Source organism: Dyadobacter frigoris (genome assembly GCF_005280585.1).
GTDB classification, from domain to species: domain Bacteria; phylum Bacteroidota; class Bacteroidia; order Cytophagales; family Spirosomataceae; genus Dyadobacter; species Dyadobacter frigoris.
This window is the reverse complement of the sequence record NZ_SZVO01000001.1, coordinates 169,686-185,192: the sequence shown is the minus strand read 5'-3', so window position 1 is coordinate 185,192 and position 15,507 is coordinate 169,686. Positions and strand designations below refer to the sequence as shown.

Genomic DNA, 15,507 nt, shown 5'->3' with positions numbered 1-15,507 from the left:
ATTAGCGAATTTTACAAACTTTTCATTTTTAATGAAACTCCATGCGCCAGCGCTTATCTGTTGAAGCCTATACAAAAGGTGTCCTTTCGGGCGATACGATTATTCTCAGCCGCGCGATCACACTGATTGAAAGCAAACTCAAAAACGACAAGTTACTGGCAAAAGCGGTATTGGAAAATATTCTTCCATATACCGGAAAAGCGATGCGTGTTGGCATTACCGGTGTTCCGGGTGTAGGAAAAAGTACTTTTATTGAAGCCTTTGGAAAACATATCACATCCCTGAAAAAAAAGGTCGCCGTACTTACTGTTGATCCTTCAAGTAAAAAAACCGGTGGAAGTATTCTGGCGGATAAAACCCGGATGGAAGAACTTTCCAGAGATCCGCTTGCTTTTATTCGTCCATCTGCATCCGGATTATCGCTTGGCGGTGTTGCCAGAAGTACACGGGAAACGATGCTATTATGTGAAGCAGCAGGTTATGAAGTCATTATTATTGAAACTGTTGGTGTGGGGCAATCCGAAACTTTGGTGAAAGGTATGAGTGATTTTTTCCTCCTGCTTATGCTTGCAGGCGCGGGAGATGAACTTCAGGGAATCAAAAAAGGAATTATGGAAATGGCAGATGCCGTTGCAATTAATAAAGCCGACGGTGCCAATAAAATTTCTGCGGAACTGGCCGTAACAGAATATCAAAACGCACTCCACTTATTCCCAAAGTCTGATTCAGATTTTATTACAAAAGTAGTAACCTGCTCTGCACTGGAGGGAACCGGAATTGCTTCACTTTGGGAATTAATAACAGAGTACCAGCAATCAACTATTCAAAATGGATATTTTGAGAAAAACAGACAAGCGCAGAACCTGGAATGGATGCATAATTACATCCGACAATTACTGGAAGGTCTGTTTTATGAAAATACGATTGTAAAAAAGGCAATTGTTATGTCAGAAAAATCGGTAAAAGAAGGAAACGAACTCCCCGTTCCCGCTGCCGAACTTCTGCTGGATCTTTTCATGAAAAATTTATTGAAATAAATCCGCTTCTATCCAAACGATCATTCTTCGCCATTAACTCAGATTTACGATTCATTCTACCCGAAATTACTATTCAGCACAATTTTTACAGTATTTTTGAAGTTTGAATATCGTATTGGAACCTTAAACACTTAATTCCTTCACTATGAAAATCTTTAATCGTTTCAGTAAAACGGCTTTTTTAACATTCCTTCTTATGTCGATTGTCTTCGTAGCATGTAAAAACAATGACGATGATACGACTACACCTGTTGACAATAACCCCATCGTAGGGAAATGGCAGTTAACCGCTATCGCCCCGGAAACAGCCGGAACTACAATTAATGGTCTTGATCTGCTGCCTGCTTTGGCACCTTGTATTTACAGTCTTAAATTTACTTTTACATCCGATAATAAAGTCGCGCTTTCGGATTGTGATGCCGCAGTAGCTTTAATTGGTGGTTTGATAAAAATTGAGAGTACCACCACATGGAAAGTTGACAGCGGAAATTTAATTTTGACCAATGGCACTACAACAAACACATTTGGGCTGACTCAAAATACGAACGACATGAAAATTGTTGTGAACACAAATACTACCGGAACCGGTGCTGCTGTTAATGCAGTTTTAAGTTTGAAAAGATTATAAAAGGAATATTTCAAAACGAAAAATGACCGGATTTGTCAGACAAATCCGGTCATTTTTTTATCAAAAATACAGAAACATTAATTTTCCTCCGCCGGAACTTTGCCAATTTGCGTTAACCAGATCAATCCAATAATGGCAGAAACTGATGTTCCGACGATGATGGCAATCTTCGCACTGTTTTGAAGTTCAATATCTTTAAAAGAAAGTGACGCGATAAAAATGGACATTGTAAAGCCAATTCCGGCCGTAAAACCCAGTCCGGTCATATGTTTCCAGCTAATTTCCTGAGGCAATTTTGCAAGTTTTGCTTTCACAGCCAACCATGACAAACCTACAATACCTAACGGTTTCCCGATTGTCAAACCCAAAATCACACCAAAACTTAGCGGCGACATCAGTAATCCTGCAATGTTGTTTGGTAAAATTATAGCAGTATTAGCCAATGCAAAAATTGGCATGATCAAATAATTAACTGGCTTATGCAGAGCATGTTCAAGTTTTGGAATTTTATGAAGCGGAATTGTCATGGCTAATAATACACCTGCAATGGTAGCATGAATTCCCGATTTCAATACAAAATACCAGAGAATTCCTCCGAGCAGAAGATACCAGATTGTTGCTTCCACTTTAAAATAATTCAGCATAGAAAGAACTGCGACAATGCCTGCTGCATACAAAAGCATATTCGTTTGAATATTGCTCGTGTAAAAAACAGCAATAATCAGTACCGCAATTAAATCATCAATCACCGCAAGTGCAGTTAAAAAAACTTTAAGGCTGAAAGGAACCCGATCTCCCAAAAGCGATAATATTCCTAATGAAAAAGCGATATCCGTAGCCGTGGGAATTGCCCAGCCATGTGACGAAGGACCTGTTCTATTCAGTGAAAAATAAATAATCGCAGGCATCATTACTCCGCCAATAGCAGCCACGGTCGGCAATAAGGCTTTTTGCACGGATGCCAGTTCACCATCCAAAACTTCTCGTTTTATTTCTAATCCTACGAAAAAGAAAAATACCACCATTAATCCATCATTGACCCAGTGTTCGATACTTTTTTCCAATGGGCCAAGGTGTATTTCTTTATGCCAAAAAGAGAGATAATCGTGTCCACCAGATAAATTAGCCAGTATCAAAGAAATCGCCGTTGCTATCAGCAAAAGTATTCCTGATAATCTCCCGGTATCCGCCAGATCTTTAATCGGATTAATAAGTATTCTTGTTAACGTTCCTTGTTTTAAATCAGACATGCATTTATCGTATAATTTCTATTGAGTCAAATGGTCTTATTAGCTTGAATGATCACAGATAATTGTCCATTTTCCTTTTAATTTTTTCCAGAGCAAAGTGTAGTGACCACTTACATCTCCTTTTACCGGCCTTTTCAGACTATATTTTCCTACCAAAAAGGCCACATCTTTTGCAGGAAATGACAAATTTATGAATTCAAATTTTAACGTTCCCATCGAAGCACGATCCGGATAACGCTTTAAATAATTTTCATAGGTTTTTTTATAGCCATAGGTCACACCGGGTTTTCCTACAAACATAAGTGAATCAGATTCCCAGTAACCTTTCATGAACGATTTTACATCACCACGGTTCCAGTCTCCATTCTGCCGTTTCAAAATGGCATAAATTTCATCGCGGTCGGCCTTCGACTGGGCCATTACAAAAGTGGTCAGTGATAATAGAAATAATGTTAAAACACAGTTTCTCATATTTTTTACGGATTTTTGTAAAATGTTTCTTTCGTTTAAAGATACAGGAAAGATTCTTTCCGGGGGAGTTTACTTCAAAATAGCCCCGGAACTCAAACATTAGCAAAACTGACTGGCAAAATGAGCAAGTTTAATGATATTTTCAAAAAGCTGGACCGACAAAAATATCCTTTTATCGATGGCTTATACTACCTTTTTATTATCATTTTTATAGGTATTCTTTTTTTATTTTTCGCTTGATCCGTGGCAGATTCCTATTTATTTATTATAAACCCAAGTTCCGGCACGTCCATCGGACAGCACCCTGAAAAGATTTCAAATGCAATCGAAAACTTTGTAAAAAACAAAGGAGGAATATCTCAAATTATTTTTACGGAAGGACGCGGGCACGCCACGGAGCTGGTTAAGGAAAATTTGGACAAAGAAAACTGGAAAGCAGTAGTTGCCGTCGGCGGCGATGGCACAGTAAACGAAGTAGCCAAAGCGCTGGTAAACCGTTCAACGCCTCTTGGAATACTCGCACTTGGTTCCGGAAACGGACTTGCCCGTCATTTAGGATTGCCGTTAAAACTGGATGCTGGTTTGAAAAGCCTTTTTGCGGGTTCAATTAATACCATTGATTCTGCTGAACTGAACGGAATTCCTTTTTTCTGTACCGCAGGAATGGGTTTTGACGCTTATGTGGGCGATTTGTTCAGCAAACAAAATTCACGCGGTCTGGCGACTTATCTGAGTGTTTCACTTAAATCTTACTGGAATTACAAACCTCAGACTTATACATTAAATGGTAAGAAAATAGAAGTATTTTCCTTATCCTTTGCCAATGCCGGCCAATACGGAAATAATGCCTGGGTAGCACCGCAGGCCAGTTTATTCGATGGTTTGCTGGATGTTTGTACCATTATTCCCTTTCCAAAATGGTACGGCTCGAATCTGACTTACCGGCTTTTTACAAAAACGCTGAAACCTTCAAAATATATTTCATATCAATTGGCCCAGGATGCTGTTGTTGAGGCTGACAAACCGCCAATGATCCATTACGACGGCGAACCTTTACAACTGGAAACTACGCGAATTGAAATAAAAATCAAACCAAAAAGTTTACGGGTTATCGTTTAATTGATTTGCAAAATCTCAAATCTTAATCTCATTATGTCTAAAAAGAACCGCTCAGGGGTTATTTATTCAACAAATCCCGATTTCGAGTATTCCGATTCCAGTCAGGATGAAGCAGAAACCTTAGCACCAGCACAACAGGATTTACGCGTCTGGCTCGACAGAAAAGGTGGCGGAAAAGTAATTACCGTTGTAAAAGGTTTTATCGGAACATTGGCCGATTTGGAAGCATTAGGAAAGCAAATAAAAGTTCTTTGCGGCAGCGGAGGCTCCGTAAAAGATGAAGAAATCCTGATCCAGGGAGATCACCGCGAAAAAGTAATCGCCTGGCTGGTTGGAAAGAATTACAAAGCCAAAAAAGCGGGAGGATAAAATAATTTTGAATGAGTGAATGATAGAATGAGTGAATGGGATCGCTCATTCTATTTTCTTTGATATGAATAACACGGTATGGAGTAACAGCAAATTCGTCCAAAACAAAAAGCAGTTCGGGACATTAAGTTTGTATCCCCCATTCTATCATTCACTCATTCTATCATTCAAAATTATAAAACCTTAGCCGTATCAATTTCAGTCGGCTGCTCTGGCTGGACTTTTGGGAAATTGTTTGGATTTTGGGTTGCGCTGCCTGCCAATACTTCGACATTCGTTACAAAAAATTTCGTATCTCCATTCCAGGGAAGATTGAAGAATTTTTCTTCATAAGTCAATGAAACCCGGTGACCGCTTGCAATGGCCTGTTCCAATTTTGCAATGGCATCTTTATTTTTTCCGCTTACGGAGAAAGTCCATTCGGATGCATTCAGGGAACCGTCTCCTTCATACAAACCGCCCATTTTCAATTCTCCTTCATAGGTTTTAAAAACATATCCTTTATTGCTGAGACGGGTAATAAATCCGCCTCTTTTACCTTCACTGTAATATCCGAAGGTTAGATAATATAGAACTCCAAAAATAATAGCCAGGAGAACGAAGAGAATGACCCATTTACGCATGATTAGTTCGTCAGTTATAATTTTGTGTGATATTTAAAGCAACTTCGGAAAACTGAATGATTTTTCCTACTCCTTATTTCGCTCTGATGGCAATCACAGGATCCATTCTGGATGCCAGCATCGCAGGAACAATGCCTGATAAAACACCAATAATGCAGGAAACGGATAAGCCAAGTATTATATTTCCCGGCGTCAGAATAATAACCAGCGTCCCCAGTTGCATAAAGGATAAAAGGTATACTAAAAATATGCCTACCAATCCCCCGACCAAACTCAACATGACGGCCTCGAAAAGAAACTGGAAAAGTATAGAATAATTTTTAGCTCCTAGTGATTTCTGTATACCAATCAGATTGGTGCGTTCTTTAACAGAAACAAACATGATATTAGCAATTCCAAACCCTCCTACCAAAATTGAGAAACTGCCGATTACCCATCCTGCAAGCGACAAAACGGAAAATAATCCAGACACTGCCTGCGCAGCAGCTTCCGGCTTATTGATGGAAAAGTTATTTTCGTCTTTCGGCTTAATTCCTCGTTTGGTACGCATTAACCCGATCACTTCCGCTTCCACTTCCTTCATCCCTTCATCACTTTCCTTAGCTTTCACAACAATATCAGGATCTGGCCGTCCTGACTGAAAGAGTTTTGCAAAGGCACCATAGGTTATAATACATTTTTTATCCGGATTTCCTCCAAAGTCAACCAGGCTCTCCCCCTTTTTGATCTGGACCCCAATAACCGTAAATTTATTTCCATTCAGCTTAAAAATCTTTCCTTCGGCAACCTGATTCGGGAAAAGCGCCTGTGCAATATCAGCACCGATAATCGCTACATTTCTTGCATTGGTAGTTTCGAGTGGGATAAAATAGCGCCCTGTCGCTAATGGGACATCAGAAATTTCATTGTATTCATAAGAAACACCCTGAATCAGCGCGTCAATACTGCTGGATCCGTTTTTCAAAGTAATATTTCCTTTGAAATCCATTACGGCTACTGCGCTGGCGTTTTCAAGATTATCATACAGATATTTGTATTCAGAATTGGAAGGACTGGGCCACTGAAAATATTTCCACCACTGATATTCTCCTCCAAAACCCCACGGCCATTTTTGAACATATAAAACCTTTTCGCCGATTGCACTCATACTATCACGAATACTTTTTTCCAAAGAATCCACAATCGTAAAAACGGCAACAATGGCGAAAATACCTACGGTTACGCCAAGAAGTGATAGCGTAGTCCGGGTAATATTCGATTGCAATGCCTGCCAGGCAAACCGAAAACTTTCAAATATTTGCCGTAGAAATTTCATAAGGACCAGTTAGCGTAAATTTTATCTTCATATACAAGATTGAATTCGAAAAGTTAACCGAAAAGAATTGCCCTCAGAAACAAATTAGTATAAAAGGCATTTTCAGCGTTTGAGCAGCTTAATAAGGTGGTAATCATACTATAATTCTCAGAAATTATTTCAAATATCACGGATCATGACATTCCTCTTACTTACATTTACTAAATTACGTTTACAATCTCTGATCACCAAAACATGTCTATACGCTACATCCTCATTTCCTCTTTTTGCTTATTGTCAGGCCTTTTGGCGGCTCAGCAGCCCGTAAAAGAATCGCAGGGCTTTTATCAATTCCTTACCGATGATCCTAACCAAAAACCTTTTTATAATGATCGTGTCGGCGTTTATGCAAAAAACGGTGTAGTAGCATCTGCGCATCCGGAAGCTTCCAGAGTTGGTGTTGATATTTTGAAAGCAGGCGGAAATGCGATTGACGCTGCGGTGGCCGTTCAGTTTGCATTAGCTGTTGTGCATCCTTCTGCCGGGAATATTGGTGGCGGTGGTTTTATGGTAATTCGTGACAAAACCGGGAAAACGTCAAGTATCGATTATCGTGAAAAAGGACCTGCCAAGAGTTTCAGGGATATGTATCTGGATAAGGACGGCAACGTAATTCCTCAGCTTAGTATTCTGGGAAGACTTGCCTCGGGAGTTCCCGGCTCAGTCGATGGTATGGTCGAAGCACATGCTAAATACGGAAAACTTTCGTGGAAAGAAATTTTGCAGCCTGCAATTGACCTCGCGGTAAAAGGTGTTGTTCAAACTGAAAGAGAAGCCCGCAGCCTTAATTCAATTAAAAAAGATATCATCAAATTAAATCCCGGAACTAAATATTTTCAGCGTCCGGATGGAAAAGATTGGTCTGCCGGAGATACGCTTGTTCAGAAAGATTTGGGGAAAGTATTAGCCCGTATTCAGAAAAAAGGCCGTAAAGGTTTTTATTCCGGAAAAGTGGCCAGACTTCTGGCGAAGGACATGAAGTATAATCATGAAGGAATTATCAGCAAAAAAGATCTTTCCGAATATCATGCAAAATGGAGGGAAACAGTTTCGGACAACTATAAGAATTACAAAATAATAACAATGGCGGCGCCTTCCAGTGGTGGAATTGCCTTGGTTCAACTATTGAAAATGGTAGAACCTTATCCTTTGAAAAAATGGGGATGGAATTCGGATTCAACGGTGCAGGTGATGATTGAAGCAGAAAGACGCGTGTATGCTGATCGTGCCAAATTCCTTGGCGACCCTGATTTTGTCAAAATCCCTACGGAAACTTTATTAAGTAAGAATTACTTACAGCAGCGTTGGAAAGATTTTTCTTTTGACAAAGCTACGGATTCCAAAAACGTAACCGGCGGCGTTTTCCCGGGTTATGAAAGTACGGAAACCACACATTTTTCAGTTGTGGACAAGGAAGGAAACGCAGTTTCCGTGACAACGACTTTGAATGGCGGTTATGGAAGTCGTGTTATTGTGAAAGGCGCAGGATTTTTTATGAATAATGAAATGGACGATTTCAGTGTGAAAGCCGGTGCGCCAAATATGTACGGACTGGTTGGAAACAAAGCGAACGCCATCGCTCCCGGAAAACGAATGTTGTCTTCGATGACGCCAACGATCGTGGAAAAAGATGGAAAGTTATTTATGGTGGTTGGTACGCCTGGCGGTTCTACGATCATCACGTCCGTTTACCAAACTGTTTTGAACGTTCTTGAACATGGTATGACAATGCAGCAAGCCGTAAATGCTTTCAAATTTCACCACCAATGGCTTCCGGATAAAACCGTTTTTGAAGCCGGCGCTTTCTCCGAAAACACGATTAAAAAACTACAAAGCAGAAGTTATATCATTGAGCAACAGCGCAATTCCATCGGCCGGATGGATTGTATTCTCGTGCTACCTGACGGCTCGCTCGAAGGCGGTTCTGATCCGCGAGGCGACGATACGAGCGTTGGATATTAGTTCGTAGAAAAAAACTTAACGGGTCAGTTCTTCTATCAGCTTTGCATGTTGGGGGAAACTGGCCCGTAATGTTTCCCGTTCAGCCATTTCAAAATCTTCAAAATCAAAACCTGGAGCCACTGTGCAGCCAACCAAGGCATACTTACTCCCCGATGCGGGACGCGAAGCAAACCAGGTATTTGCCGGAACTACTGCCTGAAAAGTTTCTCCTTTATCCGGATTATCACCCAGTTTGATCACATCCAGCTTCCCGGAAACTGGATAAATAACAAATATTTCCAGCGCTTCTCCCTGATAAAAATGCCACATTTCGTCGGACTTAATCTTATGAAATGCTGAGAAATTATGTTTTTCTAAAAGAAAGTAAATTCCTGTCGAAAACGACCTGTTACCGGTAAAACCTGCCGGTAAAGCATTTTGCGGAATGCTATCGAACGAGCGATAGGTTTCTGCATAATAACCGCCTTCGGGATGATCCAGAAGGTTATATTTTTCAATCCAATAACTGGCTTTTTTCATAATCTTTCTGACTTTTAATTTACTGGTTTGTCGCGTTTTTTAGCTTTTCAATCTGATCAAAAGCAATAACCTTAATCCCGGCCTTTTTAATTTTCTCCGTCTCGTCCGTTTTTTTATTGGTAATCATCACATCCAAAGCACTTAACGGAGAAAACTGAAAGTATTTATCCTGACCAACTTTCGAAGTGTCGCACAAAAGATAGGAAATTTTTGAGTTGGCAAACATCGCCAGGGTGATCCCCGCTTCAATTTCACTGAACGCACTCAGGCCATTTTCCACTGAAATCCCATCCACACCAATAAAAGCCCGGTCTGCTTTATATCGTCCAATATGTTCCTCTGCAATGCGCCCATGAACCGCTTGTCGCTCCGGATCAATTTCTCCTCCAATCAAATTTATTTTAACCGACGAATTCATCAATTCATAAACCACAGGCAGCGAATTCGTGATCACATGAATTTTTTTGTTTTTGATAAACTGGCATAACCGGAAAACGGTACTGCCGCAATCCATAAAAATGATATCATTTTCCTGAATTTCCTTAGCAGCCAACCGGCAGATATTATCCTTTTCTTCAACATTGATAGCAACTTTATTGGCAAAATGAAAAGGAGTTTTGGTTAATTCCACTTTCATAATTCCCCCATGCGTCCTGAAAACCAGACCATCTGCTGTCAAAATCGTTAAATCGCGCCGTATCGTAATTTCTGAAATGACCAGCTCGTCTGCTAATTCCTTCACTGTCACCTCACCACGAGCATCCAGAATGTTTAAAATAATATTCTTTCTTTTTTGAAAGTTCATAAGAAATTGTACATTTGTTCAAATATAATCATTTTTAATCAAAAGCGATCAATTAGTCATGAATGATAAAGTAAGTCTGGTTTCCGAAGAAATTCTATCCGACAATTGGTACACATTAAGAAAATTCACCTTTGACTATCAGCTTTCGGACGGCCGTTGGGAACGTCAATCCCGCGAAGCTTATGATCGTGGAAACGGGGCTACTATTTTACTTTACAATAAGGAAAAACAAACCGTTATTCTTACCAGACAATTTCGTTTACCAACTTACACCAATGGCAACACGACCGGCATGCTAATCGAGGCTTGCGCCGGATTGCTCGATAAAGATAATGCAGAAGACTGTATTAAACGGGAAACTGAGGAAGAAACCGGCTACAAAATCAAATCAGTAAAGAAAATTTTTGAAGCTTATATGTCGCCTGGATCGGTAACGGAAATACTTTATTTCTTCGTCGCAGAATATTCGGCAGAAATGAAAGTAGGTGATGGCGGTGGCTGTGAAACAGAGCAGGAGAATATCGAAGTAATGGAAATCACCTTTGTACAAGCCTTGGAAATGATTAATTCAGGCGAAATTAAAGATGGGAAAACGATCATGTTACTGCAATATGCACAGATTCATAATCTTGTATAAATTGATGGCCTGAGAGAAAAATTTCTCTCAGGCCATCAATTTATTTCTATAACTGAGCCGTTGAAGGTGTTACCGTTACATCTCCTTCGTTTTCAGCAGTTGTTTTTGCAGTTGTGAATTTATCAATCAAATCTTTCAGAAACTTTTCCGCATCCGGAAAGTTAGACTTGATCGCTTCTGATCCCTTTGTTTTAAGTTCCTGAAAATATTCCGGTGCTTTATCCACAGCGCCTTCGGCTTCTGCTTTCAAATCACTGGCTTTGGTTTTCAAATCTTCCAGAAGTTTTTCACCTTCTTCTGTCTGTAAATATTTATGTGCAGCTACTCCGGCGGCTGCGCCAAGAATAAATGTTGCGAGATGTTTTGCGTTGATGCTCATTGTTTTATGTGGTTCGTTTGACAAGATGAATATACAAATATTTAAAACAAGTTGTTTGTATTAAAATATTGTTCCAGCTCACTTGATTTCAAAAGCAGCCTGCATACGGTAGCTGATTTTTATTTTCTGGTATTGCACATCGCTGTCCTGAACCGCATCCGCAGATTCCGACGCCGCCATCATCCGCATATTGGATTTTGCAAACATAGGCTGTGGATAATTAATGTTGTCCTCCACTTCTCTGATTTCCAAAACCGGTCCCAGTTTTTGATCAACCGCTTCGAGCAAATAGGTTGCTTTATTCTTGGCATCTTTTAAAGCATTGATTTTCACCTGTTTTTTGAATTCTTCTTTCTTGGAATGATCTACGCGGGCAATATTCGCATATTGAATACCACGACTTTCGACTTTTGAAAGAATCGCATCCAGTTTGTCCGCGCGGTCTATTTTCAATTCATATTGTTTGCTTTCCAGAAAAGTAGCTGGTTTTTTCTTTTTATCCACATAATTCTGATAACCGCCTACTCCACTGATTGACAGTACTTCTTTTGGTAATCCAGCTTCTGCTATCGCTTTAATTAACTGTTTTTCCAAAGTACTGATAATCACTTTATCCTTCTGATTTTTCTCGTCATTAAAATATTCTCTTAAAGAAATATTGAAATAAAGCTCATCCGGAACGACTTCCATTTCTGAGAAACCTGCTACCTCAATTTTTCTTTGCGGCGGTTGCTGAACAATTGTAGTTTGCGAAAATGAAGGAATTACAACAGTACTCATGAATAAAAAACTTAAAAGAATGACCTTTTTCATGGCTTAATAAATGAAATGATTAGAAAAAAAATAATCGTATCTGCAAAAGTCTGAGGAAAACGATCTTGCCCCTTTCTTATTGCAAATACGATATTAGGATGCCAAAACAGGTCCAAAGGTTTAAACCGGTACCAAAAGATTCACATCTGTTAACAATTCCAGTCAGGAAAAATTACTGTAAATCGAGTCCATAATCCTCACAAAATGCTGATAATCTGCCTCGTCGAGATCTCCCCAACCTTTTCTGCGTATTTCAGCCACAATTGGAAAAGCTTCGTTATAAATGGTCTGCCCTTTTTCAGTCAGAAAAAGATTGAATTTTCTTCTGTCACCAACGGCAAGACCACGTTCGACCAATCCTTTTTTCTCTAATAAATCAATTATGCGTGTTACAGTTGGCGGATCTTTAAAAGTTAATTCCGCTAATCCATTCTGGCTGATTCCCTGTTCACGGTATATATGGTCAATCAAAACCCACTGATCAACAGTGAGGTCAAAACCTGCATCAATCAATTGTTTTTGTAGAGCGTTACGGATCTTTTTTATAGTGGTATCAATCTTGAAGAAATAAGCACGGTGATCGGAGCGGTGCGTCATTATAAAATCGTTAAGATGTTCAATAGGAATTATTAAAATGCAGTAGTAATTACCTAACTATTCGTCTACTAATAATTATAATGTAAATATTGAAAAAATTTTAAACAATTAAGTCTTTTACCACTCATTTGATTAAGATTTTATTGTTTTTTAAATCATACTCGCAATAAGTACAATAAATCTTTCACAAATCTTAAAAGTTACCATCTTAATATAGTCACAAAAAAATAAGCCGGACAAAATAAATTGCCTGGCTTATTTAACGGTAGTTTTAATGATAGATCTGAATCAAATTATGCTGAATTTCTTGCTGCGTTAATAATTCCAAACATGGCACGCATAATCAGCTGGTTATAAGTTTCCACATCCACTGGCAAGGTTTTCGGATCTTCCGCCAACATTTGCAGTGCATATTGTTGTATGGTGATCAAAGGCAAAACAATTCGCTCACGAACTTTAATAGAAACCTTGGTCACGTTGTTACTGTCAAGCAATTCCTTTTGTTCAGAAACTTCAAGTAGCAAATCCAGCGTCAGTTTAAACTCAGCGTACATTTTGTCCCAAAACTCTCTATAACCTTCTTCGTCCCGAAGATATTTTGTCGCAGGAAAAAATGCTTTTGACAATGACTGCATTGAGTTTTCAATCAATGTCCGGAAAAATAAAGATTTTTTATAAAGATCTTTGATTGCTTCCTTTTTACCGTCTTTTGAAAGTTCCTGAATCGCTGTTCCGAAACCGTAGAAACCAGGCACATTTTGTTTCATTTGCGCCCATGATCCCACAAACGGAATCGCGCGCAAATCCTCAAATTTCAAACCTTCGTCATCATTTCCACGTTTCGTAGGGCGACTTCCAATATTGGTTTGACCGTAAAAACGTAAAGGTGTTTTCTTATCCAGATATTTTACAAACATCGGATGGTTTTTCAAATCCAGGTAAGAGGTGTAAGCGGCCGCCGCCATTTCTTCCAGCAACTCCTTGTCTTCGGCATTTAATTCTTCTTCTTTTCTATCGCCACGGAAAAGGTGATTTTCCAATCCGGCTGTGAAAAGTCTTTCCAGATTGTACATGGCCGTAGTCACCGTTCCGTAGTTCGAACTGATCGTTTGCCCCTGTACTGTCAGCTGGATTTCTTTGTCTTCAATATCTTTTCCTAACGACGAATAGAAATTATGGTTGTTTCCACCGCCACGCGCCGGAGGACCTCCACGACCGTCGAAGAAAGTGACTTTGATCCCATACTCGCGGGAAACTTTTGTCAATTCTTCCTTAGCACGATAAATCGACCAGTTGGCTCGTAAATAACCTCCATCCTTCGTTCCATCAGAGAATCCTACCATGATCGTCTGGTGCTGATCACGTTTCGACAAATGGTTTTTATAATATTCGTTGGTATAAAGCGTACGCATGATTTCAGGCGCATTCGCTAAATCGTCCACCGTTTCAAACAATGGAACCACGTCCAGAGCCAAATATCCGTTTTCATCCGCAATCAGGTTTTTCGCCAAAGCAACTACCTGCATCACATTAAGCGCAGAAGTGTTATTGCTGATCACATAACGGTGTGCACCTTGTTCACCATTAAGTCCCTGAATTGTTTTGATCGCGCTGATTGAACCCAAAATATCTTTTGTCAGCTCATCTTCGTAATCTTCAATACGCAACGGAATGTTAAGAGAAAGCAGTAAATCAATCTTTTTGCTTTCTTCCCAATCTTCGTAATCACTATATTTTAATAATGGAATTTTCTTTTCGAGCCTTTTCAGAATATCCTCCCATGCTTTTCCATGTTTACGGCTATCCTGGCGTACATCAAGACTTGCAAAAAAGAATCCGAAAATATTTAATTTCAGAATAAAATTATCCAGAAGCTCCACAAAAAGTCCCTGATGTTTTCCTACCAGCACCACACGCGCAAGCAAAAGTTCATCAATTAATTCCTGCGCATCTTTATAACCCTCCTCGGTTGGGCCGAAGATGGTGCTGTTCATTTTACGTTCTGCAAGTGCAATGGCATCTTCTACACCTTTAAAAGTCAACCGGCGTTTCAGGTTGCGAATATCACGGTAATAACCTCTAAGCAATGTTTCACGTAAACGAGCTGCTACCTGCAACGTCGTATCTGCGCTTACAAAAGGATTCCCATCACGGTCACCACCCGGCCAGAAGCCCAGACGGAAAACATTCGGATAAGGCCAGTCGTGCGCACTCATGCCTAGGCCGTCAATCAGTTTTATAAGAATAGCAGGAATAGCATCGTAATAAACGTTTTCCAAAAACCAGCACAAACTCACCGCTTCATCAAAAGGAGTTGGTTTTTCGTGATTGATAAAAGCTGTTTTTCCAAGCTGAAGAAGCAATTGGTTAACTTCCGTAAAATCATTAACCTTGATCGAATCTTCAAGATCATTGATAATCCCCAAAACTTTCCCCGAATAAAATTGTGTCGGATGCGCGGTTAGCACGATACGTACACTAAAATCTTCCAGTTTATTTAAAAGTTTTTGCTTTAAAGACTCATTATCCAGACGGTCCGTCAGATAAGTTATTGATCCTTTTCCGTTCAATTCATGCGTCTGGTCAAAAGCTGCATCTTCCACCGAATCAAACAAAACCACCTGTCTTTCAATGTATTGAATAAAAGCAAACAGGAGATCTGTCCGTTCTTTCGGTGTGGCAGTTACCAGTAACTCCTCAAAGAAAAGTTCAATAATTTGCTTGGGAGACTTTCCCTCTTGAAAACCTACCTCGCTATGTTGCGTCAGCAAAGGAAGTAAAGAGCCCGTCTGAAAAATTCCCCGATACGGCAAACTCAGAAAAAGACTATTGAAAATATTGTACTTAGTAACAACTGCGTCCTGGAAATTGTTATTCATAATGGCGTGACAAAATTTTATTTTGAGACTGGCAATTCAAAACAAATATACCTGAAAAAATCGGT

The 15,507-nt window shown here is 39.7% G+C and carries 16 protein-coding genes; 6 read left to right on the top strand and 10 right to left on the bottom strand.

Translation table 11 applies throughout. The features are described from left to right. The first annotated feature begins 41 nt into the window (after positions 1-41). Both meaB and FDK13_RS00845 read left to right on the top strand, forming a co-directional pair. Positions 42-1,037 (top strand): methylmalonyl Co-A mutase-associated GTPase MeaB, encoded by a 996-nt coding sequence (gene meaB / locus FDK13_RS00850; protein WP_137338085.1) that lies wholly within the window; start codon positions 42-44, stop codon positions 1,035-1,037. A gap of 145 nt (positions 1,038-1,182) precedes the next feature. Then, positions 1,183-1,665: a lipocalin family protein gene (locus FDK13_RS00845; RefSeq protein WP_137338084.1), complete on the top strand. Its 483-nt coding sequence runs from the start codon at positions 1,183-1,185 to the stop codon at positions 1,663-1,665. A gap of 77 nt (positions 1,666-1,742) precedes the next feature. Here the strand turns inward: FDK13_RS00845 and nhaA are convergent, their stop codons facing one another. Continuing rightward, positions 1,743-2,915, bottom strand: a complete 1,173-nt coding sequence (nhaA, locus tag FDK13_RS00840; protein ID WP_137338083.1) for a Na+/H+ antiporter NhaA — start codon at positions 2,913-2,915, stop codon at positions 1,743-1,745. Between the two features lie 39 nt (positions 2,916-2,954). Continuing rightward, positions 2,955-3,386 (bottom strand): YybH family protein, encoded by a 432-nt coding sequence (locus tag FDK13_RS00835; RefSeq protein WP_137338082.1) that lies wholly within the window; start codon positions 3,384-3,386, stop codon positions 2,955-2,957. Positions 3,387-3,629: 243 nt separating this feature from the next. On the opposite strand from FDK13_RS00835, the gene FDK13_RS00830 reads away from it, so the two are divergent. Then, positions 3,630-4,505, top strand: coding sequence for a diacylglycerol/lipid kinase family protein (locus FDK13_RS00830; protein WP_137338081.1), 876 nt, complete (start codon positions 3,630-3,632; stop codon positions 4,503-4,505). Positions 4,506-4,538: 33 nt separating this feature from the next. Next, complete coding sequence (locus tag FDK13_RS00825) at positions 4,539-4,874, top strand: translation initiation factor (protein ID WP_137338080.1); 336 nt, start codon at positions 4,539-4,541, stop codon at positions 4,872-4,874. Positions 4,875-5,047: 173 nt separating this feature from the next. On the opposite strand, the gene FDK13_RS00820 is transcribed toward FDK13_RS00825, so the two are convergent. Then, positions 5,048-5,497 carry a DUF8785 domain-containing protein gene (locus FDK13_RS00820; RefSeq protein WP_229215852.1) on the bottom strand — a complete coding sequence of 150 codons (450 nt, stop codon included), beginning with the start codon at positions 5,495-5,497 and terminating at the stop codon, positions 5,048-5,050. A gap of 73 nt (positions 5,498-5,570) precedes the next feature. Next, positions 5,571-6,812 (bottom strand): ABC transporter permease, encoded by a 1,242-nt coding sequence (locus FDK13_RS00815; RefSeq protein ID WP_137338079.1) that lies wholly within the window; start codon positions 6,810-6,812, stop codon positions 5,571-5,573. Positions 6,813-7,046: 234 nt separating this feature from the next. Between FDK13_RS00815 and ggt the strand changes: the two genes are divergently transcribed. After that, on the top strand, positions 7,047-8,813 hold the full coding sequence (gene ggt / locus FDK13_RS00810) for a gamma-glutamyltransferase (protein WP_137338078.1): 1,767 nt from the start codon (positions 7,047-7,049) through the stop codon (positions 8,811-8,813). Between the two features lie 15 nt (positions 8,814-8,828). Here the strand turns inward: ggt and FDK13_RS00805 are convergent, their stop codons facing one another. Continuing rightward, the gene (locus FDK13_RS00805; RefSeq protein ID WP_170982685.1) at positions 8,829-9,332 is read right to left on the bottom strand and encodes a cupin domain-containing protein; all 504 of its coding nucleotides are present in this window, start codon (positions 9,330-9,332) and stop codon (positions 8,829-8,831) included. A 19-nt stretch (positions 9,333-9,351) separates the two neighbouring features. After that, entirely contained in the window at positions 9,352-10,137 is a 786-nt protein-coding gene (locus tag FDK13_RS00800; protein ID WP_137338076.1) for a DeoR/GlpR family DNA-binding transcription regulator, read from the bottom strand. Positions 10,138-10,195: 58 nt separating this feature from the next. Between FDK13_RS00800 and nudK the strand changes: the two genes are divergently transcribed. Next, complete coding sequence (gene nudK, locus FDK13_RS00795; RefSeq protein ID WP_137338075.1) at positions 10,196-10,774, top strand: GDP-mannose pyrophosphatase NudK; 579 nt, start codon at positions 10,196-10,198, stop codon at positions 10,772-10,774. A gap of 46 nt (positions 10,775-10,820) precedes the next feature. Here the strand turns inward: nudK and FDK13_RS00790 are convergent, their stop codons facing one another. The 4 genes from FDK13_RS00790 to FDK13_RS00775 form a co-directional block, all read right to left on the bottom strand. Then, entirely contained in the window at positions 10,821-11,153 is a 333-nt protein-coding gene (locus tag FDK13_RS00790) for a YtxH domain-containing protein (protein ID WP_137338074.1), read from the bottom strand. Positions 11,154-11,231: 78 nt separating this feature from the next. Continuing rightward, positions 11,232-11,966 carry an SIMPL domain-containing protein gene (locus tag FDK13_RS00785; RefSeq protein WP_137338073.1) on the bottom strand — a complete coding sequence of 245 codons (735 nt, stop codon included), beginning with the start codon at positions 11,964-11,966 and terminating at the stop codon, positions 11,232-11,234. Between the two features lie 162 nt (positions 11,967-12,128). Then, positions 12,129-12,563 carry a MarR family winged helix-turn-helix transcriptional regulator gene (locus FDK13_RS00780; protein ID WP_137338072.1) on the bottom strand — a complete coding sequence of 145 codons (435 nt, stop codon included), beginning with the start codon at positions 12,561-12,563 and terminating at the stop codon, positions 12,129-12,131. Between the two features lie 293 nt (positions 12,564-12,856). Beyond that, complete coding sequence (locus FDK13_RS00775) at positions 12,857-15,442, bottom strand: phosphoenolpyruvate carboxylase (protein WP_137338071.1); 2,586 nt, start codon at positions 15,440-15,442, stop codon at positions 12,857-12,859. Between the last annotated feature and the right edge of the window lie 65 nt (positions 15,443-15,507).

Excerpts from the sequence above, each read along its gene's own strand:
- FDK13_RS00775 (WP_137338071.1), bottom strand. The coding sequence starts at position 15,442 with ATGAATAACAATTTCCAGGACGCAGTTGTTACTAAGTACAATATTTTC.
- nudK (WP_137338075.1), top strand. The coding sequence starts at position 10,196 with ATGAATGATAAAGTAAGTCTGGTTTCCGAAGAAATTCTATCCGACAAT.
- ggt (WP_137338078.1), top strand. The coding sequence starts at position 7,047 with ATGTCTATACGCTACATCCTCATTTCCTCTTTTTGCTTATTGTCAGGC.
- FDK13_RS00805 (WP_170982685.1), bottom strand. The coding sequence starts at position 9,332 with ATGAAAAAAGCCAGTTATTGGATTGAAAAATATAACCTTCTGGATCAT.
- nhaA (WP_137338083.1), bottom strand. The coding sequence starts at position 2,915 with ATGTCTGATTTAAAACAAGGAACGTTAACAAGAATACTTATTAATCCG.
- FDK13_RS00800 (WP_137338076.1), bottom strand. The coding sequence starts at position 10,137 with ATGAACTTTCAAAAAAGAAAGAATATTATTTTAAACATTCTGGATGCT.
- meaB (WP_137338085.1), top strand. The coding sequence starts at position 42 with ATGCGCCAGCGCTTATCTGTTGAAGCCTATACAAAAGGTGTCCTTTCG.
- FDK13_RS00820 (WP_229215852.1), bottom strand. The coding sequence starts at position 5,497 with ATGCGTAAATGGGTCATTCTCTTCGTTCTCCTGGCTATTATTTTTGGA.
- FDK13_RS00815 (WP_137338079.1), bottom strand. The coding sequence starts at position 6,812 with ATGAAATTTCTACGGCAAATATTTGAAAGTTTTCGGTTTGCCTGGCAG.
- FDK13_RS00845 (WP_137338084.1), top strand. The coding sequence starts at position 1,183 with ATGAAAATCTTTAATCGTTTCAGTAAAACGGCTTTTTTAACATTCCTT.
- FDK13_RS00790 (WP_137338074.1), bottom strand. The coding sequence starts at position 11,153 with ATGAGCATCAACGCAAAACATCTCGCAACATTTATTCTTGGCGCAGCC.
- FDK13_RS00780 (WP_137338072.1), bottom strand. The coding sequence starts at position 12,563 with ATGACGCACCGCTCCGATCACCGTGCTTATTTCTTCAAGATTGATACC.
- FDK13_RS00825 (WP_137338080.1), top strand. The coding sequence starts at position 4,539 with ATGTCTAAAAAGAACCGCTCAGGGGTTATTTATTCAACAAATCCCGAT.
- FDK13_RS00835 (WP_137338082.1), bottom strand. The coding sequence starts at position 3,386 with ATGAGAAACTGTGTTTTAACATTATTTCTATTATCACTGACCACTTTT.
- FDK13_RS00785 (WP_137338073.1), bottom strand. The coding sequence starts at position 11,966 with ATGAAAAAGGTCATTCTTTTAAGTTTTTTATTCATGAGTACTGTTGTA.